A 23653-nucleotide genomic window follows, 5' to 3' on the forward strand; every position below is an offset into this window, starting at 1 on the left:
GCCGGGCTTGACGATCTATGTGGCGTTGCTGCGCGGGGTGAATGTCGGCGGCACCAACAGGTTGCCAATGAAAAACTGGCGCGAAAGTCTTGAGACGCAGGGCTTTGCGAAGGTACGCACCTATATCCAGAGCGGTAATGCCGTGTTTGAAAGCGATAAGGCCGCCGAAAGTCTCCCCGACCTTATCACCGCTGACATAGGGGCGCGCTTTGGGTTTACGCCCGTCTGCCACGTGCTTAGCCTAGATCAGGTCCGCGCCGCGCGTCAGGCTTGCACCTTCGTTCCAGAGGGGGAGGGTGCCCACAAACAAGTGCATCTGATGTTTCTCAAGGGCGGGATAAAGGCCTATGACCCAGATGGGCTCGCAGCGCTGGCCACGCAGGGCGAGCAGTTCCACATGGGTAAGGGTGTCTTTTATCTCTATACGCCGCAAGGCTTTGGCAAGTCGGTGGTGGCCGAGAAGCTGCCGCGCTTCCTCAAGGCCGAGATGACGGCCCGCAATCTGAGGACCGTCGATTCGTTGATCGAACTGGCGCTCGGCTGATTATCCGGTAGGCGGCGGGGCGCAGACCAGATAGTTCAGGCTGAAATCCACCGTCGGCATGTGGAGGTTGGGTGTGCGTTCGAACAGGGCCAGACTGAGGAGCTGGTTCCAGTTCGACCGCCCCGACAGGCCCTTGATAAACAGCTTGCGATCCAAATGAATGTTCAGGGCATGGCCTTCGGCCCGGTGGTCGCGCAGGGTGAAACGTCCGATAATGTCATCCGATGGTAACCCATCGGCATCCACGCTCAGGCGTTCGTGCAGGATGAAGGTGACGGTCTGACCGATGACCACGCCGCCTTGCGACATGCGGGCGCTGTAGCGGGCATAGGCCTCCGCAAACAGGGCGTCGAGCGCATCCGCATCCACGTCACGGTCGTCGAAATCGTCGTGCGGATAGGTATCGGAGGCATGAGCCGTAACGGCTTCGGCCTTGCTTCGGGGCAGGGGGCTAAGGGGCTGACTGAGCGTCAGATCGCTGAGGTTCAGACAAAAACCGCCCTCGATGTCAAAGGCTTGTGCGCGCTCCTTAAGCCGCTCGCGCAGGGCCTGAAAGTCCGGCTGAGCCACCCAGCGGTTGAGGGGCGCAAAGCGTCCCGGCAGGATGTAGGTGCCGCCAGCTGGTATATAAACGCGCGGTTGAAGTACGTCGATAATGGCTGAAAACTTGTCGAGGGAACGGGCGATCACGGCAGCCTGTTCGGAAGGACGATCAAGATTGACAAAATGCTGTGGATAGCCGCTGGCGGCCCCGGTCATCAGGCACGCGACGTCCAGCGTGCCGTAGGTGTGGTCTATGTAGTCGCGCACCGTGCGGTAGTTATCGAGCGAGAGCGGGTTATCAACCTGATTGAATAGGGTCAGGCCGTCGCCGTGAACGATAATCGACGTATCGAGATCGTAGTCAATCTGATCCTCAAGGCCCCCGCTATTGCTGGTCATCTGAGGCACGATGCTCAGCGACAGACCGTTGAAGTCAAACCGCGTCTGACCGGCCAGTTCGATCACCCGTGCGGCCCCCAGCCTGAGAAGGCGATTTTTCAGCGTCTTGCTTATGAAATCTTTTATAATAAAGGGCTTATCGAGCACACCTGAGGCCCGGAGCAGGGCCGGGTCGAAGTGATCGGCGTGGATGTGCGAAATGTAGACGGCGTCTGCCGTGCGCATGAAAGCATAGAGGGCATCGGGGTCATATTCCGGGAAACTGTGCCAGCCGCCTTCATTGGCGACCCCCGCCCACGGGTCGCACAGCAGGCGCGTGCCGCCCGCTTCGATCATCATGAACGAATTGTTCAGGTGGGTGATCTTCACAGCGGCTTTCGTCCTATGGCGAACATGGAGGTCGCGCGGCCTCTGAGCCAGTCTGGCGCCAGACGATTATCGCCGCGAAACGGCAACAGATAACGCGCCTTCCAAAAGCGGCTTTTCCCGCGGTAGTACCAGTCCGGCTTGCACCTTAATCCCGGATAGACCTGAACGTCTACAAAACCGGCCAGCTTCAGAACAGAGGCGAGACTGAGCGGGGTATAGGGTTTGACGTGGGTCGGGTCGTTATAGAAATTCCGAAAATCCTGCTGGAAATTGGGTGTGGAAATGACCACCGCGCCACCGGGGCGCAGAAGGCGCAAGGCCTCCGAAAGGAACAGGCCGGGGTCGCGCAAATGTTCGATCACCGCAAGAGACAAAAACAGGTCAAGGCTTTGCGCCTCCAGCGGAAACGCGTCACTTTCGAAATTCAGCGTGTCGATATCGTAACCCTGATAAGCGAAGCCCCGCGCGGCGGCACCGCTTTCCAGATAGCGGTCGCCGCATCCGGCATCGACGACACGCCCGGTGAAAGGCTGCATCACCTCAGCATAGCCGCTGAGGCGGCTGAGGGTTTCCAGCGTGCGCCATTCCCGTTCGCCCTGCGCGGTGCGATCAGGCCCGGCCGTCTGACGCAGCAGGGCGTTGCGCCGGTCGAAATAGCGGCTTTTCAGGGCGTGGGCGGCATCTGACATCGCCCGAATCCGCCGCCGATTCTGATCGGAGAGCAAGCCTGCGGCTATCCTGACGATGTTCTCATGCGCCTGATTTTAGGACCGGCTTCTTGGGCGGTTATAGGATTCGTTGAGCGGACCCCTTGCTAATACGCCGCACATGGGTAGTGTCAGGTGCAATTAAGTGCTTTAAAAAAGGTATGACGTACTTTTCGGATAAAAAAGCGCGTTAAACCAAAAAATTGAGAGCGCGGTTTCGATCCATTCTGAACGAAGCCATGTTCTGATTTAACCGGAGCCCTCCGTGAAAAACAAGTTTGCCCTCTTTATTATCGCGGCCATGGTGCTGGGTGTGGCCACCGGATGGGCCAGCAACCAATATCTCGATGCGGCGCAACTCGAACAGGCCATTTCGATCTATAGCCTGCTAACCAAGGTCTTTCTGCTGCTGATCAAGATGATCATCGCGCCCCTGGTCCTGTTCACCCTGGTGGCGGGGATCGGCCATATGGAGGATGCGGCCGCCGTCGGCCGTATCGGCGGGAAGGCGCTGGGCTGGTTTATCGCCGCTTCCATCGTGTCGCTGCTGCTGGGCATTGTGATGGTCGAATGGTTGCAGCCGGGCGCGGGCATGAACCTGCAGACCGCAGCGGACGCCATCAACGCCCCCAACACCTCAAACTTCACGCTGGAATCCTTCATCACCCACATGATTCCGTCGTCGATTATCGACGCCATGGCAAAGAACGAAATCCTTCAGATCGTCGTCTTCTCGGTGTTTGTTGGCACCGCCATCGCCATGCTGGACGATAAGTCGCCCGACATCATGCGTCTGGCTGAGCAGGGCGCGTCGATCATGCTCAAGGTGACCGAACTGGTGATGAAGTTCGCCCCGTTTGCGATCTTCGGTTCGCTGGCCGCGACGGTGGCCAAGCAGGGCCTGCCTATCCTGGTCACCTATGCCAAGTTTATCGGCGGCTTCTATTCGGCGCTGGGCGTGTTGTGGATTGTGCTGCTTCTGGCCGGTCTCATCTTCGTCGGCGGGCGCATCTTCAAGATTCTGGCGGCGTCGCGTGAGCCGGCGCTTCTGGCCTTTTCGACGGCCTCGTCCGAAGCCGCCTATCCCAAGCTGCTCGAAGGTCTGCCCAAGGTCGGCGTATCGCGCAAAATTGTCTCCTTCGTTCTGCCGCTGGGCTATTCGTTCAACCTCGACGGCTCGATGATTTATTGTACCTTCGCCACCCTGTTTATCGCGCAGGCGCACGGTGTCGATTTCACCACCGGGCAACTGGTGATGATGCTGTTCCTGCTGCTGGTCACCTCAAAGGGCATTGCCGGGGTGCCGCGCGCCTCGCTGGTCGTCATCATGGCGACGCTCAGCTATTTCGGCCTGCCGGATGCGTGGATCGCTATCGTGCTGGGGGTCGATCACCTGCTCGACATGGGCCGCTCAGCAACCAATGTGGTGGGCAATACCGTCGCCTCGGCGGTGGTAGCCAAATGGGAAGGCCAACTGGGCGACCCGGAGCCGGAGACCCCCAAAACCTAAGCTACAGGGCATAAGCTATGCGGCGGTTTATTTCCCAATCAGTTCTAGATAGGGAGTACGGGTGGCAGAGTGTAGGAACGTGGTCATTGGTGTGGATGTCTCCGTTCCTCGCGGCCCTACCCATAACGTTTGTCTGGTGGCTTTTTGACAGGTCGTCTGATGTTGAGACGATCTGGAGACATTTTCTTTTCACCTCAGCGGTCATGATCATCGTGTTGGCGGTGAATGTATTTTCCGTATCGTGGAAAACGGCATCGGTGTACGCGCTTGCACAAATTGCGACATTAGGCTTGTTGTCCGTGCTGTCTCCGTATCTTCTAAAGCTCCTGACGTCCGCGGTGGCTCTTTTTGCCTGACGGGTCTGATTGCCGGGAAAGACCGCCTTTCTAATGCTTTTATCGTTGACCTTATCCCCGCTCATGCCATAAGAGCGCATCTTTGAATTTGCCGCCCGCGGTCTGCGCGGGCGGTTGTTTGTCTCTAACGGCGAACCGCGGAACGAACGCGATGTTCGGTAGCTGCCCTTCGCAACAGGTAAAATAGATCGATGCAAGTCGTTGAAAAACTGAATGAAGGTCTGTCGCGCGTCTATGAAGTGACCGTGGCCAAGGACATCCTGGCCGCCAAGCTGGACGCCAAGATCAAGGACATCGCGCCCAAGATGCAAATCAAGGGCTTCCGTCCGGGCAAGGTGCCCGCGGCGCACGTTCGCAAGCTGTATGGCAAGGAACTGATGAGCGAAGTCCTTCAGGAGCAGCTCAACGAAACCTCGCAGGCCACGCTGGAGCAGCACAAGGTGCGACCGGCCAGCCAGCCGGAACTGAACCCGATCGGTGACATCGACGCCGTGATCAAGGGTGAGGCCGATCTGGCCTATGAAATCTCGGTTGAGCAGATGCCGGAATTCGAGCCGGTCGATCCTTCGACCCTCGAACTGAAGCGTCCGGTCTATGAGCCGACCGAAGAGGAAGTGAACGAGCAACTCGAAAACATCCTCAAGCAAACGAAGTCGTATGAGTCCAAGGGCGGCAAGGCCCCCAAGGCGGCGGACGGCGACAAGCTGAAGATCGACTTCGTGGGCAAGATCGACGGCGAAGTCTTCGAAGGCGGCTCGATGGAAGGCGCTGAGCTGGTCATCGGTTCGGGCCAGTTCATTCCGGGCTTCGAAGAGCAACTGATCGGCGCCAAGAAGGGCGAGGAGCGCGTGCTGAACGTGACCTTCCCGGCCGATTACGGCGCGGCCAATCTGGCCGGCAAGGCAGCCACCTTTGAAACCACTGTGCACGAAATCTCGGCCCCCAAGGACGCCGTGGCCGACGATGAGTGGGCGAAGGGCCTCGGCCTCGAAGGTCTCGACGCGCTGAAGGACCTGCTCAAGGGCCAACTGCAACAGCAATACGCTCAGGCCGCCCGCTTCAAGATGAAGCGCGCCCTGCTGGACATCCTCGACGAAAAGCACTCGTTCGAACTGCCGAAGAAGATGCTGGACGCCGAATTTGCCGGCATCTGGCAGCAGGTCGAGCAGGACAAGGCCGCTGGCCAACTGTCCGAAGAAGACGCCGCCAAGTCGGAAGACGAACTGAAGGGCGAATATATGAAGATCGCTGAGCGCCGCGTGCGCCTCGGTCTGGTCCTCGCCGAAATCGGTACGAAGAACAATGTGCAGGTCTCTGAGCAGGAAGTGGCGCAGGCCATCGCCCGCGAAGCCCGCAACTTCCCCGGTCAGGAGCGTCAGGTGTTCGAGTTCTATCGTCAGAACCCCGCCGCCGCTGCTCAGATCCGCGCCCCGATCTATGAAGAAAAGGTCGTCGATCACATCTTCGCCATCGCCAAGGTGAGCGAGGAGCCGATCAGCAAGGAAGACCTGCTGGCCGACGAAGAGGACTGATCCCGTTTCGACGGTATTGCCGGAATAAGAAAAGCGCAGGAGAAGCCTCTCCTGCGCTTTTTTTGTGGGCGCGCCGCTCGCATCTGTTATGCAGAGCTGTCATTTTTTCTGGGGGGAGGCCATGCGCCGTTTTCTGATTGCTGTCACACTGTTTTTCGCCGCTGCCGGGCTGGCCCCTTCGGCCATGGCTCAAGAAGCCGCAACACCGGAGAAGATCGCGCTGGTGAAGCGTTATTTCAAGGCGATAGATTTTGAGAAGATGATGTCTCAGGTCACTGGCTCTATGGGGCCTGCTATGGTCGAGCAAATGAAGCGTGACAATCCTGAATTGGATGAGGAAAAAGCCCAGAAGCTTATGCAGGCCTCAATGGACGCGACTTCTGCCTATATGGTGAAAATGATGGATCGTTCCGCGGAAATATACGCGGAGGTCTACACATTGGAAGAGCTGGAATATATGGTGTCTTTCTATGAAGACCCGCGTGGCAAGAAAATCCTAGAGAAGATGCCTCTGGTAATGCCTAAAGCCACGAAAATTGCCATGGACTTGCTGCCAGAGTTTCAGGAAGATATGAAAAAGCGCGTATGTGCGGTTATCGATTGTAAGACGGCTAAAAAGCCCAAGGCCTGATCTAGGCGTTTCTCCACTTGAAAACGCGCGGGCAAATTGCCAATTTAAACGCGACGGGGACTGCGCACACCTTCGGTTAATCAAATCAGCCTTAGATGCGGTCTCATAACCCATAACGCTTTAGGGACTTCCATGCGCGATCCAGTCGAAAACCTGACCAGCTACCTGATCCCCACGGTCATCGAGCAATCGAGCCGCGGTGAGCGCGCCTATGACATCTATTCGCGGATGCTGAAGGAACGCATCATCTTCCTCACCGGCCCGTTCGAAGACGGCATGGCCACCTCGATCTGCGCCCAGCTGCTGTTCCTTGAATCGGAAAACCCGAAGAAGGAAATCTCGATGTATATCAACAGCCCCGGTGGTCAGGTGACCTCGGCGCTGGCGATCTATGACACCATGCAGTACATCAAGTCGCCGGTCACCACCGTGTGTATGGGCATGGCCGCTTCGGCGGGCTCGCTGATCCTACAAGCCGGTGAAGCCGGTCAGCGTATCTCGCTGCCCAATTCCAAGATCATGGTGCACCAGCCGTCAGGCGGCGCGCGCGGTATGGCTTCGGATATCGAAATTCAGGCCGAAGACATCCGCAAGACCAAGAAACTCCTCAACGAAATCTACGTCAAGCACACGGGTCAGCCCTATGACGTGATCGAGCGCACGCTCGACCGCGACCGCTATATGACGGCTGCCGAAGCCAAGGAGTTCGGCCTGATCGACCACGTTTATGAAAAGCGGACCGATCCGGTCAGCAACGCCTAAACAGGCTTTTTGACAAACAGTCTGTAGTGACCACTCCGGGCGGCCTTGAGCATTTCAAGGTCGCCCGATGTGTCTCCATAGGCCGCTTCGAGGCCCAGCGCCTCGCCATAAACCTCACGCAGACGGCGCATCTTTTCTTCGCTGCGGCAGTTGGGGCCGTCCAGATGCGGCGTCAGCCGGTCATCAGCGTCAAACCCCAGTCGCGTGCCGATCGTGCGCTCAGCCCCCAGCTTTTTGCCAAATTCCCCCACCAGCATTTCCGGGGAGGCGGTCACAATAACTCTTTCGGCGTGTTGACCCACCTTGGCCCAGGTATGCAGCGCATCCGGGCGGAACAGGCGATCCCCCGTCGCTTCGGCAAAGGCGCTAAAGCGCGCTTGCAGTTCGTCCCGGCGCATCGGCCCCATCAGATGGTACAGCAGATGCGATTTCAACGCCCCCCGGTCGCGGGTGCGCAGATAGTCCGTCAGCATGTAGGGATGGCGTGCAAAGGCGAGCGCCAGTTGGGCATGGCCGCATTGCCACGCTAGAAAGGCGGTAAAGCTGTCTTTATAGGTCAGGGTGCCATCAAAATCGAAGGCGTGGATGGGGAGGGGCATGGCTGACAATCCGGTTCCCTCTCCCCATATAGGCAACAGGGTTCGCAAAAAAGCCCCTTAACCATAGCTTGCGGTGCGGGGGTGGTTGAGGGCTGGTCTAATCTGTGCATAGATGGCCCAAGCGGTGTGGGTCTGGCCCAAAATCGTACCGGAATGACCTTTTCTTAAGGGTCAAAGGTGCATAGTATCGGTTGAATAGTGCCTCGGCGTTTTCTCCGCACAGGGAAAAAGGCCGGCGCAAACGAAGGTGAGAAGCGCTTATGACGAAAGCCGCCAGTGGCGACAGCAAGAGCACCCTCTACTGCTCCTTCTGCGGAAAGAGCCAGCACGAGGTGCGCAAACTCATTGCCGGTCCGACCGTTTTCATCTGTGATGAATGCGTCGAACTGTGCATGGACATCATTCGTGAAGAGCACAAGATCGCCTTCGTGAAGTCCAAGGACGGCGTGCCTACGCCGAAGGAAATTCGCGAAGTCCTCGACGATTATGTCATCGGTCAGGCGCAGGCCAAGAAGGTCCTGTCGGTCGCCGTGCACAATCACTACAAGCGCCTGAACCACGCTGCCAAGGGCAATGACGTGGAACTGGCCAAGTCGAACATCATGCTGATCGGGCCGACCGGTTCGGGTAAGACGCTGCTGGCGCAGACTCTGGCTCGCATTATCGACGTGCCGTTCACCATGGCCGACGCCACCACCCTGACCGAAGCCGGTTATGTGGGTGAAGACGTCGAAAACATCATCCTGAAACTGCTTCAGGCCGCCGATTACAATGTCGAACGCGCTCAGCGCGGCATCGTATATATCGACGAAGTCGATAAGATTTCGCGCAAGTCTGATAACCCCTCCATCACCCGCGACGTGTCGGGCGAAGGCGTGCAGCAGGCCCTGCTCAAGATCATGGAAGGCACTGTCGCCTCCGTGCCGCCGCAGGGCGGGCGCAAGCATCCGCAGCAGGAATTCCTGCAAGTTGATACGACCAACATCCTGTTTATCTGCGGCGGCGCCTTCGCCGGTCTGGAAAAGATTATTTCCGGCCGTGGCAAGGGCACCTCCATCGGCTTTGGCGCCACGGTTAAGGACCCGGAAGAACGCCGTCTGGGCGAAGTGCTGCACCAGGTCGAACCGGATGACCTGATGAAGTTCGGTCTGATCCCGGAATTTATCGGTCGTCTGCCGGTTCTGGCGACGCTGGAAGACCTCGACGAGGCGACGCTGGTCAAGATTCTGACCGAGCCGAAGAACGCGCTGGTCAAGCAGTATGCCCGCCTGTTCGAGATGGAAAACGTCACCCTGACCTTCACGGACGAGGCCCTGTTTGCCGTCGCCAAGAAGGCCATCGTCCGTAAGACCGGCGCGCGCGGCCTGCGTTCGATCCTCGAAGGCATCCTGCTCGACACCATGTACGAACTGCCCAACATGCAAGGCGTCGAAGAGGTGGTGATCAATGCTGAGGTCGTCGAAGAACGCGCTCAGCCGCTGCTGATCTATGCTGAAAAGCGTGGTGGCGGCGCCGCCTGAGTCTTCTGAAAGAGGGCTTAGGAACGTCTCACAACGGTTGTTAATCTAAGATATTAAACGCGGCGTCGGAAACGAGGTCGCGTTTTTTTTTGCTCAAAAAGAACCAGTGGGCATTTTGCGCGTGAACTGAACGGTTAAATGGAAGTGAGTTCATTTAAAATTTCAACGGCAATATATTGCCCACAATGTTGCGTCTGCAACCTCTGAAGGCAAAGGCCCCAACGGGCAACGGCGTCACCGCAAACATCCTGAAAGCCGTAGAAACCTCTATGGCGAATATCGACTTCAAGCGCCTCAGCAAAGGCTTGCGGCAGGTGTAACTGAAGGCCATCTTTTGTACCATTTTTGATCACAGCGCGCCTGCGGCCTTGGTAACGACATTCACCTTCTGACCATGATCAACGGCATACCCGTGGAAGTCTCGGCTAATTTTGAGTCTGTGCGCCTCAGTCAAGCCGCCGTCTGGCTCTGGCTTGTTGTAAAGCCTCATGCCGAAACGGCGCTGTCGTTACAGGGGTTGAGTTGTCCCTTGCTGGCGCCGGCGCACATCAGAAGCGCGCCGTCCAGCGCATCGCCCTGCGCGGTGGCAATAAAGGGCATCACAGAGTCCGACAGGTAGGGGATGTAATGCGGTGCCACGCCACCCAGCAGACACACCTGCGGGGCCCCTAGTGCCTTCAGACGCTGCACATAGGTTTCCAGCCAGCGCACAGCGGTCTTGATGATCCCGGTCGCCAGAGGGTCTCCGGCCTTGGCCAGTTCTACGACATCTGGCGCAAAGGTGCCGAAATTGGTCGGTCGCGAGTCAGCCAACCAGGCATGCAGGTCGATACCGGCACTGGAGAAAAAGCGATTAACGCGCTCGGTCAGGGCTGAGCCTTGGATCAGACCATCGCGGGCCATCAGAGCGTGACGCAGGGCCTGACGCCCCAGAGTGGCCCCCGATCCTTCGTCGCCCAGCGCGAAGCCCCAACCGCCGACCTGATGGCTCTGACCCGACAACCAGGCATAGCCGACCGACCCCGTGCCGCCGATAAAGATGGCTCCGTCACGGCCACCAAAGGCCCCAAGGCAGGCCGTATGGGCATCGGTGGCGACCTTGACGCTATGAAATATTGCGGCTTTGGCGGCGACCCGCTGCCGATCCGCTTCGGTGACCACGCCGGCCAGCCCCAGCCCCAGCCGGCACTCAGGGAAGATACGCGCCTCAAGCCCCGCCTGATCCAGCGCGCGGTCGATGGCTTCGCGGATATTGCCCCAGCTATAGTCGAGGCCCAGTTGAATATTGGCCGGTCCTGACAGGCCCTGCCCAAGCATGCGGCCATCTGAGGTCGTCAGCCGCGCGCGGCAGCGCGTGCCGCCGCCGTCAATTCCGATGAAGTATCCTGACATGAACCTTGCCTCAGATTTGCGTCATCAGGGCGTCGCAGATCGCCCGGACCAGCGAAGCCTCGGTGAGGCGGTAGGAGTCGCTCGACAGGCCTAGTTCCAGTTCCGCGGGACCGACCTCTTGCAGGCGCGAGCAGGACCCATGCACCCAGGGCACGCCGGTGGCACTGATGATCTGCCCGATCTGCGCGGCGTTGACACCGCCGCCGGCCATGATCTCGATGCGTCCGGCTGAGGTCTCAACCATCGCACGCACAGTCTCAAGCCCTTCGATAGCGCGCATCTGTGTGCCGGAGGTGAGGACCGTATCGAAGCCCAGCCCGATGGCTGTTTCCAGCGCGTCAAGCGGATCAGGCGTCAGGTCGATGGCGCGGTGCAGCGTCATTTTCAGCCCCTTGGCGTGGGCACACAGCCGGGCCAGAAAGACCTCATCCAGATAGCCGTCTTCGGTGAGCGCGCCCATCACCACGCCTTCCAGACCGTGGTCGGCCATGGCGTCGATATCGCGACGCATGACATCGAGATCGTCCGGCCCATAGACAAAGCCGCCTTCGGTGGGGCGGATCATGGCGCGGGTGGAATGGCCCAGCGCCTGCGCCGTGCGGACCAGTCCGGGGCCCGGCGTCAGGCCGCCCAGACTAAGCGCGCTGCACAGTTCAATGCGCGCCGCCCCGCCTTCGACGGCAGCATATAGCGAGCGTGGACTGTCCACGCAGACTTCCAGTTGGCAGGGTGGCGTGGGGATGGGTCGCAGCGCGGGCTCGGCCAGCAGGGTGGGGTATTTGGAAAGCGGCATCTAAGTTTATTCTCCGGCCACGATCGTAAGACCCAGCTTTTCAATGTAGCGGGCCTGCGGCGGCATGGTGTTCGCGTAATCGGTAATGGTGCCCTGCATCTGACGCAGTATGGCGGACAGGTCCTGCGGTTCGATAAGGTCGGCTAAGGGGTCATACCGCTTCGGCCTCAGGCCCTGACCGAACAGGACGGCCAGCCAGCTTGGGATCTGAAACAAGTCTCCGCGGGACATGATGACACGCCCGCTTTCGCTGAACTGATCCAACTTGTACTGGAGCGAAGCGGGAATGCTCATCTCGCGGCAGTATCGCCAGAATTCGGAATCGTCGCGCTTGGTCAGCTTGTAATGGGCAATCAGGAAATCGCGGATGGTGTCATAATCCATGCCGACCGCCTGATTATATTGCTGGGCCAGAAGTGGATTGAAGTCCGGGTCCGGGAAGAGGTCCATGAACTTGATCAGACCCGAATGGATCAGGTGGATGGAGGTGGACTCCAGCGGCTCCAGAAAGCCGCCGGACAGGCCGATAGCGACCACATTCTTGTGCCAGAACTGTCTGGCGCGGCCCGTGCGGAAACGAATCAGGCGGGGTTCAGCCAGGGTCGGGGCATCGAGATTGTCGAGAAGTATGCGTCGCGCCTCGTCCTCGCTCATAAAGTCGGCGCTGAAAACATGGCCATTACCGGTGCGGTGTTGCAATGGGATACGCCATTGCCAGCCCGCGCTGTGGGCCGTGGCCCGCGTATAGGGCAGGGGGGCTGAGACATTGGCGCAGGGCACCGCCCAGGCCCGGTTGGCGGGCAGCCAGTGGCTCCACTCCTCAAAGCCCGTATCCAGCGTCTTTTGCAGCAGAAGCGCGTGCATACCGGAACAGTCAAGGAAAAGGTCTCCATCGAGGATGTCCCCCATTTCGGTCTGCACACCGGTAATAAAGCCGTCTTCGGCGCGCTGATTCACCTGCGCAATGCGGCCTTCGTGACGCACGACGCCGCGCGCTTCGGCATAACGACGCAGGAACTGCGCAAACAGGCCCGCATCAAAGTGATAAGCATAGCCCAGTGTGGAATGTACACCGGTGTCATGGCGCGGCGCAGGGGCGAAACGCCCTTGTCGTGCGGCGACACTGGCCAGGGAATAGGCTTCGAAGGGCGTCGTGTCGCCGGACAGAGCTGCCCTTGTATAATAGTGGTGGAAGGCCGCCCGCCCGATCTGCGCTCCGATGACACCGAAAGGATGGATATAACTGTCATCCCTCTGGTGCCAGTTGCGAAACTCGATCCCCAGCTTGAAGGTGGCCTTGGTCTCGCGCAGAAACGTCGTTTCGTCGATCCCCAGAAGCCTGTTGAAGTCCTGAATCGGCGGGATCGTCGCTTCGCCCACGCCGATGGTGCCGATGTCTTCCGACTCGATCAGGTGGATTTGCCCTAGCTTGCCTTCGGTGAGTCTCGCCAGAAGGGCCGCTGTCATCCAGCCGGCTGTTCCGCCGCCAACAATGACAATTTTACGAAAACCCGGTTGCTTCCGTGGTAAATCCTGCATGGGGAGCCTGATCGAAGAGGGGGTATTTCAAAGATGAAAAGGCAGGGTCACAAAGTTTGCGGAACGGCGCAATGCCAATTTGGTATTTTAGTGGTCATGTTGCCAATTTGCATCAAGGTCTATTATTGGTCCTATATGGTTACGGCATTGAGAATAATTTATAATATTGAAATAATGGAATAAAAAACTTTAAAGTCCGATATTTAGGACCAAAGGGTCTATTTATATGGCAAATTTGGTCCCTAAAACGTACAATAATTAAATCAAATATATGAATTCTCGTTGACAGAGTTCAAAGTTGTCATACGCTCGTTATACGAACGCCATTTTCGTGTCACACAAGCGACGCGAACGGCGTGCGAGCCACCATGGATTTAGGACCATTAAAGGGGACGAAGTGATGAGTTTGAAACGCTCTGTTTTGATGAGCACAGCGCTTGTCGGGGTGATGCTTTCGGGCGCCACCTACGCGCAGGAAAGCGGTGACGTACAGGAAGTTGTCGTCGTCGGTATCAAGGGCAGTCTGCAAAAGGCCGCCGCGATCAAGAAGAAGACCGACGCCATCGTCGATGTCATCTCTGCCGAAGACGTCAGCAAGTTCCCGGACACCAATATCGCGGAATCGCTGTCGCATCTTCCGGGTGTAAGCGTTGACCGTAACTTCGGCGAAGGCGAAAAGGTCTCGATCCACGGCACGGACCCGGCGCTGAACCGTATTCTGGTCGATGGCCACTCGATTGCCTCGGCTGACTGGGGCGGCAACCCGAACGACCCGACCAGCCGTACCTTCAACTATTCGCTGATGGCACCGGAAATCGTTGGTCAGCTTAAGGTCTACAAGAACCCTGAAGCATGGATCGACGAAGGCTCGCTGGGGGGTACGGTTATCCTCGAAACCCGCAAGCCGCTGGACCTGAAGCCCGGCACCATCACCGGCTCGCTCGGCTATAGCTATAATGACCGCTCAGAAAAGGGCGATGTCCGCGGTTCGGCTCTGTATAGCTGGCATAACGAAGCCAAGACCTTTGGTATCCTCGTTGCGGCCACCTATGACAAGCAGCAACTGCACCGCGCCGGTATCGAATATTTCGGCTATATGGGTGCGGGTGCCTTCAACAGCGCCTTCACGGTGTCTGGTAACACGGTCACTGGGCCGAAGATCAATGGCGCCGCGCCGACCCTGGCGTCGTACAACACTCTTGCCGCTGCCAACGTGCCTTGTTGCTTCAACTGGGCCTATTTTGACCAGACCCGTCAGCGCACTGGTCTCAGCACGGCCATCCAGTGGAAGCCCAATGACGACACTCAGTTTGACCTGACCGCTCTGCACATCGAAGGCGACTACACCAACTATAACCAGTCGATGTACGCCGTTCCGGTATGGAACAGCTCGAACGCGCGTGATTTCACCGTTGCTAACGGCCTGATCACCGGAGCCTATATCCCGGCAAAGGCCGCCGGCACCGGCACCCTGACGCAGTATGACGCCATCCTGCGCACCACGGTCGTCAAGACGGACAGTGTTAATCTGGCTGGTAAGTGGAATGCCGGTGACTGGAAGGTATCCGGTAATGTCGGCTGGACGCAGGCGACCGGCGGTAAAGAGCCAGAGCGCATGATCAGCTTCGACCTGAATTCGGGCTTCCAGTTCGGTTTCACGGCCAACAGCACCTACATCAACTACGATACCTCGCCCACGACACCCAAGTCGTTCTTCCGTTCGCCGTCGTCTTCGACCAGCACGATCAACGGCGTGACCGGCAACTACGTCCAGATGGGCGGCATGGAGCGCAGCCGCACTACGGACAAGGAAACCTATGGCCAGATCGACTTCCGTCGCAATCTGGACGGCTTCTTTGAGACCGTGCTGTTCGGCGCCAAGCTGACCAAGCACGAGAACTCGCTGGATGCCGAGGGCTGGGATTACTACGCCAACAAGACCCTGTACCTCAGTGACTTCGCCTCTGAGTTGACGCCGAACGGCCTGTGGGCCGACATGGGCGGCAGCGGCAACGCCATGCAGTATCTGGGCCTGACGCGTGACGGCATCTTCGGCGTCATCAATGCCAGCATCACCCGTTACAACGGGCCGAAGTACGGCATGGAATTCACGGTGAAGGAAAACATCGCGGCCGCTTACCTGCAAGGCAACTTCCGTCACGACAAGTGGCGCGGTAACGTCGGTGCGCGTCTGGTTTCGACCGAAGATCAGTCGAACTACTGGGAAACCACGGACGGCGGTACGACCTACACGCCCAAGAGCGTGACCCAGAAGGAAAGCAAGCTGCTGCCGAGCATCAACGTCGTTTATGAAGCGGCTGATGATGTCCTGATTAAGGTCGGTGCGGCGCAGGTGATCGCCCGTCCGCGCTACAGCCAACTGGCCGGTACGGTAGAACTGAACGACCGTCAGCTGACTGGTGGGGGCGGCAACGCCAACCTGAAGCCCTATGAATCGACCAACTTTGAAGCGTCGGTCGAATGGTACTTCGATAAGACGGGCCTTCTGGCGGCGGAACTCTTCCACCGCAAGATCAGCTCCTACGTCGTCAGCGACACGCAGGAGAAGGTCTTCTTCAACAAGCTGACCAACGCCAACGCGACTTACTCCTTCTCTTCGCCCTTCAATGCCCAGAACGCCACCGTCACCGGCTTCGCGCTGCAAGGGCAAAAGGATATCGCTTACGGCTTCGGTATCATCGCGAACTACACCTTCGCCGATGCCGACACCGGCACGACGGCCTACAACATGCCGTACCTGTCGCGTGATACCATCAGCGTCATCCCCTACTACGAAGAAGGCCCCTGGCAGGTACGCCTGAGCTACAACTACCGCTCGCAATACTTCACGGGCATCGGTCGTCGTAACTCGAAGGACTTCACCGACTCCTACAAGCAGGTCGATCTGTCGGCCAGCTACAAGGTCAATGACAATGTGTCGGTCTATGCCAACGGTCAGAATTTGCTCGACGAGATGTACTACTCGTTCAGCTCGTTCGCAGACGCGCCGACCGCTTTCTATAAGAACGGCCGCCGCTTCTTCGTTGGCGTGAATCTGAAAATGTAATTTTCAGTATTCACATTTTAGTATTAGTATTTAAACTATCCTGAATGTATTAGTGGTGCAAACTGGCCCGCCCTCAATTGAGGTGCGGGCCATTTTTTATTGTCACAAAATTGAATTTTAAAATAAAAATCGTTTGCAAAAACTTATTTTAGTTGATCTGATTTTTTGAATTGCTATTAATTTTGCACGCCTGTTGCGGCGGGTGGCCTGAGGGCTGTGCAGAGCAAGGGAGAAGCATTCGTGCATCGGACAGTAATTTCGAAGGGGCGTGTGGCCGCCGGAATAGACGGGCTGATCGCTTTATGTCTCTGCCTGATTGTGGCCTTTTCTCTGATTAGCGTGCCGGCACAGGCGGAAACCCAGAAGGGGCCTGAGACGCGGACCCTGACGGAGGGCTGGCGCTTCCGACTCGCTGAGGGCGACCCCAATCGCTCAGCGCATCCCGAAGTCGCGAACTGGATGACGGCCACGGTGCCGGGCACGGTACAGAGCGACCTGATCGCGTCGGGCAAGCTCAAAGACCCCTATGTCGGCCTGAACGAGGCGACCGCGCAATGGGTCGGCCTGTCGGACTGGGAATACGAAACGTCGGTTACGCTGGATGAGGCGACGCTTAAACGCGGTCATATTGATCTGGTGTTCGACGGGCTGGATACGTTTGCCGAAGTGACGCTGAACGGTAAGGCCTTGATGTCGGCCGACAATATGTTCCGTAGCTGGCGCGTGCCGGTTAAGAGCATGGTGGTGGGCGGGACCAATCGCCTGCATATTCGCTTTGCCTCTCCCATCAACAAAATGCGGCCCTTCATGCAGGGGCTGAGCTATTACCAGCCGGGGGCCTATGACTCGGCCTTTGGTGATGAGCCGCTGGGGCAGAACAGTTCGGCCTATGTGCGCAAGGCCGGGTATCAGTACGGCTGGGACTGGGGCCCCCGCATCGTGACCCTGGGGCCGTGGCGACCGGTGCGGCTGGAAATTTATGACGGGGTGCGCCTGTCGGACTTTTATGCGCAGCAGCAGCACCTCGATGATCAGGTCGCCGCCCTTGAGGCGCGGTTTGAGATCGTCTCCGATACGGCGCGCAACGCCACTTTGGAGATCACCGTCACCGATCCGGACGGCAAGACGCAGACCCAGACACAAAGTGTCCCGCTTTATGCCGGGAATAACAGCCTCAGCCTGCCGGTACGTATCGATCATCCGAAACGCTGGTGGCCGGTGGGTTATGGTCGTCCGGATCGCTACACGGTTCGCGCGCGTGTCCTGCGCGAGAATGTGGTGATGGGCGAACGTACCCACCGCATCGGTCTGCGCACCTCGGAAATCCGCCGCCAGAAGGACGAATGGGGTCGCAGCTTCGACATACTGATCAATGGCGTGCCTATCTATATGAAAGGCGCCAATATGATCCCGCTCGACATGATGCCGCCGCGGGTGTCGGATGCCTACCGTGATCGCATTCTGAAAACCGCCATCGATGCCAATATGAACATGCTGCGCCTGTGGGGTGGTGGGCACTATTTCGATGACGGCTTCTACGACTGGGCCGACGCCCATGGCCTGATGCTGTGGCAGGACTTCATGTTCGGCGGCTCGATCCCGCCCTATGACGAAGCCTATCGCGAAAATGTGCGTCAGGAGGCCTATGATCAGGTGCGCCGTCTGCGCCACCATCCGTCCATCGTCATCTGGGGCGGCAATAATGAGGTGCAGGTCAACTGGGATAACTGGGGCGACAGTCAGGCCCTGAAGGACAAGGTAGGCCGCAAGGAGGCCGAACGCATCCATACTGGTCTGGTTCGCCTGTTCGATCAGGTGCTGCGCGGCGCGGTCGATAGGTATTCGCCGGGCACGCCCTACTGGCCAGGTTCCCCCACGGCTGACTATGACGGGCCATCGGATGGCGACAGGGACGGGGACCGCCACTACTGGACGGTCTGGGGCGGCAAGCAGCCCGTGGAGACCTATCTGACGGTAACGCCGCGCTTCATGTCGGAATACGGGCTGCAATCCTTCCCGGTCATGGCGACGATCAAGGCCTTTGCGGGCCCAAAGGACATGGCCATTGATGCCGCTGTGATGATCGCGCACCAGAAGTTTGACAAGGGTCGCGGCAATCAGCGCCTTCTGATGTACATCAACAACAATTACGGTCAGCCCAAGCGCTTTGAGGATTTCGTCTATCTGTCGCAGGTGATGCAGGCCGAAGGCATCGAACTGGCGGCGCGGCACCTGCGCGCCTCGCGCCCGCAGAATATGGGCGGCCTCTACTGGCAGCTTAACGATGTGTGGCCGGTGGCGTCGTGGTCGAGCGTCGATTATTACGGCCGCTGGAAGGCGCTGCACTATTCGGCGCGCCGCTTCTATGCCCCCGTCTCCGTATCGCTGCTGCGCCGCGAGGGCGTGACCGAACTGTCGGTGGTGTCGGATCGCCAGAGCGAGGCGCGCCTGCACTGGCGGCTGAAGGTGATGACGCTCGACGGCAAGCTGTTGTCGCAATGGACGCAGGACCTCAACGCCGCCCCGCTCAGCGCACAGGTTGTCACGCGCCTCAGCGATGCCGACCTGCTGAAAGGCGCCGATCCCAAATCGACCCTGGTCAGCGTCGAGCTTCTGGAAAACGATCAGGTCATCTCGCGTCATCAGAGCTATTTCGTCGCCTCCAAGGCATTGGCGCTCAGCGATCCGAAGATCAAGTCGCGCCTGACCCGCACCGCCGACGGCTATCGCCTCACCCTGTCGGCACGCACGCTGGCGCGGCAGGTGTGGGTCGATACGGACGCGCTGGAGGTGAGCCTGTCCGACAATGCCTTTGACCTGATGCCGGGTGAAACCGTTACCCTCGATCTCAAAACCTCAGCTTCCGAGGCGCAACTGCGCCGGGCGCTGACCATCCGTTCCCTCTATGGCGCCGCGCAATGATTTCCCGATCTGTATTTCCCCGTTTGAAACCCTTGTTGCTGACCGCGAGCCTCAGCGCCCTGTCCGTAGGGGTGGCACTGGCGCAAACCGCTGAGCCACCCATGGACCCGCGCATTGCCCGTATGACGGTCGAACAGAAGGCGGCGCAGATGCAGAACCGCGCCCCAGACCTGCCGTCGGCGGGCCTGACCGCCTACGAATGGTGGAACGAAGGCCTGCACGGCGTGGCGCGGGCTGGCGAAGCGACTGTCTTTCCGCAGGCCATCGGACTGGCGGCCACCTGGAACCCGGCCCTGCTGAAACAGGTGGGGGATGTGGTTTCGACCGAGGCGCGCGCCAAGTTCAATTCGACCGATCCGGCGGGCGATCACCAGCGCTATTACGGCCTGACCCTGTGGTCACCCAATATCAACATCTTCCGCGATCCGCGTTGGGGCCGGGGGCAGGAGACCTATGGCGAAGACCCCTTCCTGACCAGCCGTCTGGCCGAAGGCTTCGTTACCGGGCTTCAGGGGCCGGACCCGCAGCACCCCAAGGTCGTGGCTTCGGTCAAGCATCTGGCCGTGCATTCGGGGCCTGAGGCCGGGCGGCATGGTTTTGCCGCCTCGGTGTCGCCCTATGATCTGGAAATGACCTATCTGCCGGCCTTCCGTTATTCCGTGATGACCACAAAAGCGCAGTCGGTCATGTGCGCCTATAATGCCGTAGGTGGCGTCCCGGCCTGTGCCTCGGACCTGTTGCTTAAGACCTATGTGCGCGAGGCATGGGGCTTTAAGGGCTATGTCGTCACCGATTGCGACGCCATCTACGACATGACGCGCTTTCACTTTTATCGCCTCAATGACGCCGAATCCTCGGCCGAAAGCCTGAAGGCCGGTGTCGATCTCAACTGCGGCAATGCCTATGCGGCCCTGCCCGAAGCCGTTCAGAAGGGTCTGATCCCCGAATCCCTGATGGATCAGTCGCTGAACCGTCTGCTGGATGTGCGCAAGCGTCTGGGGATCGACGGCGCGCCGAGCCCTTGGGCGAGGATCAGCCCGGAGGCGATCAATACGCCGCAAGCGCAAGGATTGGCGCTACAGGCGGCGGAACAGTCGCTGGTCTTGCTTAAAAACAACGGCGTCCTGCCGCTCAAGCCGGGGCAGACCGTGGCGGTGATCGGCCCCAATGCTGATACGGAGGAGACGCTGCGCGGCAATTACAATGGCATAGCGCGCCAGCCGGTGACGCCGCTGACCGGATTGCGGGCGCAACTGGGGGCGGCAAAGGTCCTCTATGCACAGGGTGCGACCCTCGCCGAAGGGGTGCCGACCACTGTGCCGGAAACCGCGCTACGCACGCCCGAAGGCCTGTCGGGCCTAACGGCCAGCTACTACGCCAATGCTGACTTCGCCGGTGCGCCGGTAGAAACCCGCACCGAGCGTACCGTGAATCTGGAATTCATGAACCGGATGCCGGTCAAGGCCCTGAAAGACGGGCCTTACAGTATTCGCTGGAGCGGTCAGATTGTGCCCCCGGCGGCGGGTACCTATCGCCTTAAGGTCTTTGTGGATCGCTGCTGGTCCTGCGAGAGCCACCAGCACGATGAGGTTCGCCTTTATCTGGACGACAAGCCGGTCATCGTCGATACGGGCGACGGCAAGTCGCTGGAGACTGAACTGACCTTCGACAGCGCCGCCGCGCGCCGCCTGCGCCTTGAGTACCGCCATGTGGGTGGCGACTGGGGCGTGCGCCTGCAATGGATCGCCCCGGCGCAGCCGCAGATCGACGAAGCGGTCAAGGCCGCGCAGGCCGCCGATGCCATTGTCGCCTTTGTCGGCCTGTCGCCCGACATCGAAGGCGAAGAACTTCAAATTCTGGTGCCGGGCTTTGACCGTGGGGATCGCACTGACCTCGGCCTGCCGCGCACGCAGGAGGACCTGTTGAAAGCGGTCAAAGCGACGGGTAAGCCGCTGGTCGTGGTCCTGCTGTCTGGTTCGGCTGTGGCGCTCAACTGGGCCGACGCCCATGCCGATGCCGTGGTGGCGGCTTGGTATCCGGGCGAGGCGGGGGGTACGGCCATTGCCCGCACCCTGACCGGGGAAGCTAACCCGTCGGGTCGTCTGCCCGTGACCTTCTACCGCTCGGTGCAGGATTTGCCGCCGTTTATCGACTATCGCATGGAAGGGCGCACCTATCGCTATTTCAAGGGCAAGCCGCTCTATCCGTTCGGCCACGGCCTGTCCTACACACAGTTCAGCTATAGCGATCTGAAACTCGATACGTCCACATTGACGGCGGGTCAGCCGCTGCGCGTCAGCGTGCGCGTGCGCAACAACGGGCAACGCGCGGGTGACGAGGTGGTGCAGCTTTATGTCAAACGGCCCGATACCTTCGGTCTGAACGCCTCGCTGGCGGCCTTCGCGCGCGTCAGCCTCAAGGCGGGTGAAAGCCGGACGGTCGTCATGACGATTGACCCGCGCGACCTCAGCACGGTCACGCTTGAGGGGGAGCGCGCCATCCGGGCGGGGGCCTATGGCCTGTCGGTTGGCGGCGGTCAGCCCGGCTTTGCCCCGACCCTCAACGCCGATTTTTCAATTACCGGTCAGATGGCGCTGCCGAAATAAGACAGGAAAAGACTCCATGATGGATCGCAGACAGATTCTCGGTGGGCTGGCCGCTTCGGCGGTAACGCTCGGTTTTTCAGCCGGTGACGCCAGCGCGGCCCCGTCGCGCTTTACGATAAAGGACGATCAGTTCCTGCTGGACGGACAGCCTCTGCACCTGATGGCGGGTGAGATGCACTATCCACGCATCCCGCGCGAACTGTGGCGTGATCGTCTGCGTAAGCTGAAGGCGCTGGGGCTGAACACGCTCTCGACCTACACCTTCTGGAGCGCGCATGAGAAAAAGCCCGGCGTCTATGATTTCAGCGGCAATCTCGATGTCGCCGCATGGGTGAAGATGGCGCAGGAAGAGGGGCTGCACGTCCTGTTGCGGCCCGGCCCCTATGCCTGTGCTGAATGGGACAATGGCGGCTATCCGGCCTGGTTCCTCAATGACCCGGACATCCGCCCGCGTTCGCTCGATCCGCGCTATATGGGCCCGTCAGGGCAGTGGCTGAAGCGGCTGGGGCAGGAGGTGGCGCACCTTGAGATCGACAAGGGCGGCCCGGTCCTGATGACGCAGATCGAGAACGAATACGGCTCCTACGGCAACGATCTCAACTATATGCGCGCCGTCCGCGATCAGGTGCGCGCCGCCGGTTTCAGCGGTCAGCTTTATACGGTCGATGGGGCGGCGGTCATCGAGAACGGCGCCTTGCCGGAGCTGTTTAACGGCATCAATTTCGGCACCTATGACAAGGCGGAAGGCGAGTTTGCGCGCTATGCCAAGTTCAAGACCAAGGGCCCGCGCATGTGTACCGAGCTGTGGGGCGGCTGGTTCGACCACTTCGGTGAGGTGCATTCCAATATGGAAATCTCGCCTCTGATGGAGAGCCTCAAATGGATGCTCGATAACCGCATCAGCTTCTCCTTTTATATGCTGCACGGAGGCACCTCGTTTGCCTTTGACGCCGGGGCCAACTTCCACAAGACCCACGGCTATCAGCCGGATATTTCGAGCTATGATTACGACGCCATGCTGGATGAGGCCGGGCGCGTCACGCCGAAATACGAGGCGGCGCGCGAGCTGTTCCGTCGCTACCTGCCGCCGGAGCGTTTCACCGCTTTGCCGGAACCGGAAAAGGCCCTCAAAATTGAGCGCTTCGCCCTGCGTGAAACCGCGCCCCTGTCGCAACTCTACCCGAAGGGGACCAGCCACCCGCAACCCAAAACCTTTGAGCAGATGGGGCAAAATCATGGCCTGATGCTGTATCGCCACGCGGCCAAGACGGCTGTTTCCGGCCATCTGAAAATGGCTGATGTGCGCGACTATGCCCTCGTCAGCGCCGGTCAGACGCGCTTCGGAACGCTGGATCGCCGCCTGAAAGAGACCGAGATTGAGGTGTCGCTGAAGGCTGGGGATACGCTCGACCTGCTGATCGACGCTATGGGCCACGTCAACTATGGCGATCAGATCGGCAAGGATCAGAAGGGGCTGATCGGGCCGGTGACCCTGAACGGCAAGCCGCTCACCGGCTGGACGCATCAGGGCGTGCCGCTCGATGACCTGAGCGTCTTGCGCTTCAAGCGGCAGCGCGTTAATGGCCCGGCCTTTTATCGCGGCACGTTTGAAACCTCAGAGGCGGGCTTCACCTTCCTTGACCTGCGCGGCTGGGGCAAGGGCTATGTCTGGGTCAATGGCCACAATCTGGGCCGCTACTGGTCCGTTGGGCCGCAGCGCGCCGTCTTCGTCCCGGCCCCCTATCTCAAGAGGGGTGTCAATGAGGTGGTGGTGCTTGATCTCCATGATCAGGGCGAACGCTCACTGGCCGGTTCGGGATCGCAGATCTGGGACCTGCCGGGTCTGGTGAAGGGATAGGGGC

At 59.3% G+C, this 23653-nt stretch carries 18 protein-coding genes; 11 read left to right on the forward strand and 7 right to left on the reverse strand.

Features of this window, described 5'->3' with window-relative positions:
• Nucleotides 1-7: 7 nt before the first annotated feature.
• The gene (locus tag ASTEX_RS13400; protein ID WP_013480172.1) at nt 8-544 is read left to right on the forward strand and encodes a DUF1697 domain-containing protein; all 537 of its coding nucleotides are present in this window, start codon (nt 8-10) and stop codon (nt 542-544) included.
• On the opposite strand, the gene ASTEX_RS13405 is transcribed toward ASTEX_RS13400, so the two are convergent.
• Both ASTEX_RS13405 and ASTEX_RS13410 read right to left on the reverse strand, forming a co-directional pair.
• Nucleotides 545-1855, reverse strand: a complete 1311-nt coding sequence (locus ASTEX_RS13405; RefSeq protein WP_013480173.1) for an MBL fold metallo-hydrolase — start codon at nt 1853-1855, stop codon at nt 545-547.
• Nucleotides 1852-2544: a class I SAM-dependent methyltransferase gene (locus ASTEX_RS13410; RefSeq protein ID WP_013480174.1), complete on the reverse strand. Its 693-nt coding sequence runs from the start codon at nt 2542-2544 to the stop codon at nt 1852-1854. The genes ASTEX_RS13405 and ASTEX_RS13410 overlap by 4 nt, the downstream gene beginning before the upstream one ends.
• 283 nt (nt 2545-2827) lie before the next feature.
• On the opposite strand from ASTEX_RS13410, the gene ASTEX_RS13415 reads away from it, so the two are divergent.
• Complete coding sequence (locus ASTEX_RS13415; protein ID WP_013480175.1) at nt 2828-4072, forward strand: dicarboxylate/amino acid:cation symporter; 1245 nt, start codon at nt 2828-2830, stop codon at nt 4070-4072.
• A 1-nt stretch (nt 4073) separates the two neighbouring features.
• Here ASTEX_RS13415 and ASTEX_RS13420 read toward each other — a convergent pair whose 3' ends face one another.
• Entirely contained in the window at nt 4074-4493 is a 420-nt protein-coding gene (locus tag ASTEX_RS13420; RefSeq protein WP_041659372.1) for a hypothetical protein, read from the reverse strand.
• A gap of 126 nt (nt 4494-4619) precedes the next feature.
• Here ASTEX_RS13420 and tig point away from each other — a divergent pair, with 126 nt between their 5' ends.
• From tig to ASTEX_RS13435, 3 genes are all read left to right on the forward strand, one after another.
• Nucleotides 4620-5960 (forward strand): trigger factor, encoded by a 1341-nt coding sequence (gene tig, locus ASTEX_RS13425; protein WP_013480176.1) that lies wholly within the window; start codon nt 4620-4622, stop codon nt 5958-5960.
• 121 nt (nt 5961-6081) lie between these two features.
• Nucleotides 6082-6591: a DUF2059 domain-containing protein gene (locus tag ASTEX_RS13430; RefSeq protein ID WP_013480177.1), complete on the forward strand. Its 510-nt coding sequence runs from the start codon at nt 6082-6084 to the stop codon at nt 6589-6591.
• Between the two features lie 132 nt (nt 6592-6723).
• On the forward strand, nt 6724-7353 hold the full coding sequence (locus ASTEX_RS13435) for an ATP-dependent Clp protease proteolytic subunit (RefSeq protein WP_013480178.1): 630 nt from the start codon (nt 6724-6726) through the stop codon (nt 7351-7353).
• On the opposite strand, the gene ASTEX_RS13440 is transcribed toward ASTEX_RS13435, so the two are convergent.
• A complete protein-coding gene (locus ASTEX_RS13440; RefSeq protein ID WP_013480179.1) occupies nt 7350-7952 on the reverse strand; it encodes an HAD-IB family hydrolase in 603 nt (200 codons plus the stop codon). The two genes, ASTEX_RS13435 and ASTEX_RS13440, sit on opposite strands and share 4 nt — an antisense overlap.
• Nucleotides 7953-8212: 260 nt before the next feature.
• Here ASTEX_RS13440 and clpX point away from each other — a divergent pair, with 260 nt between their 5' ends.
• Together clpX and ASTEX_RS20975 are read left to right on the forward strand one after the other, a co-directional pair.
• Complete coding sequence (gene clpX / locus ASTEX_RS13445) at nt 8213-9472, forward strand: ATP-dependent Clp protease ATP-binding subunit ClpX (RefSeq protein WP_013480180.1); 1260 nt, start codon at nt 8213-8215, stop codon at nt 9470-9472.
• A gap of 185 nt (nt 9473-9657) precedes the next feature.
• The gene (locus ASTEX_RS20975) at nt 9658-9792 is read left to right on the forward strand and encodes a hypothetical protein (RefSeq protein ID WP_280959873.1); all 135 of its coding nucleotides are present in this window, start codon (nt 9658-9660) and stop codon (nt 9790-9792) included.
• 166 nt (nt 9793-9958) lie between these two features.
• Here the strand turns inward: ASTEX_RS20975 and ASTEX_RS13450 are convergent, their stop codons facing one another.
• The 3 genes from ASTEX_RS13450 to ASTEX_RS13460 are packed head-to-tail and all read right to left on the reverse strand — an operon-like array spanning nt 9959 to nt 13196.
• Nucleotides 9959-10864: a glucosamine kinase nucleotide-binding domain-containing protein gene (locus tag ASTEX_RS13450; protein ID WP_013480182.1), complete on the reverse strand. Its 906-nt coding sequence runs from the start codon at nt 10862-10864 to the stop codon at nt 9959-9961.
• A gap of 10 nt (nt 10865-10874) precedes the next feature.
• Nucleotides 10875-11657: a copper homeostasis protein CutC gene (locus ASTEX_RS13455; RefSeq protein WP_013480183.1), complete on the reverse strand. Its 783-nt coding sequence runs from the start codon at nt 11655-11657 to the stop codon at nt 10875-10877.
• Between the two features lie 6 nt (nt 11658-11663).
• On the reverse strand, nt 11664-13196 hold the full coding sequence (locus ASTEX_RS13460; protein ID WP_013480184.1) for a tryptophan halogenase family protein: 1533 nt from the start codon (nt 13194-13196) through the stop codon (nt 11664-11666).
• A 400-nt stretch (nt 13197-13596) separates the two neighbouring features.
• On the opposite strand from ASTEX_RS13460, the gene ASTEX_RS13465 reads away from it, so the two are divergent.
• The 4 genes from ASTEX_RS13465 to ASTEX_RS13480 all read left to right on the forward strand — a co-directional run bounded on the left by ASTEX_RS13465 (nt 13597) and on the right by ASTEX_RS13480 (nt 23649).
• Nucleotides 13597-16263, forward strand: coding sequence for a TonB-dependent receptor (locus ASTEX_RS13465; protein WP_013480185.1), 2667 nt, complete (start codon nt 13597-13599; stop codon nt 16261-16263).
• Nucleotides 16264-16503: 240 nt separating this feature from the next.
• The gene (locus ASTEX_RS13470; protein WP_013480186.1) at nt 16504-19185 is read left to right on the forward strand and encodes a beta-mannosidase; all 2682 of its coding nucleotides are present in this window, start codon (nt 16504-16506) and stop codon (nt 19183-19185) included.
• A gap of 35 nt (nt 19186-19220) precedes the next feature.
• On the forward strand, nt 19221-21791 hold the full coding sequence (locus ASTEX_RS13475) for a glycoside hydrolase family 3 C-terminal domain-containing protein (protein ID WP_245532570.1): 2571 nt from the start codon (nt 19221-19223) through the stop codon (nt 21789-21791).
• A 16-nt stretch (nt 21792-21807) separates the two neighbouring features.
• On the forward strand, nt 21808-23649 hold the full coding sequence (locus ASTEX_RS13480; protein WP_013480188.1) for a glycoside hydrolase family 35 protein: 1842 nt from the start codon (nt 21808-21810) through the stop codon (nt 23647-23649).
• Nucleotides 23650-23653 lie beyond the last annotated feature (4 nt).

It is taken from the genome of Asticcacaulis excentricus CB 48 (assembly GCF_000175215.2).
GTDB lineage: Bacteria > Pseudomonadota > Alphaproteobacteria > Caulobacterales > Caulobacteraceae > Asticcacaulis > Asticcacaulis excentricus.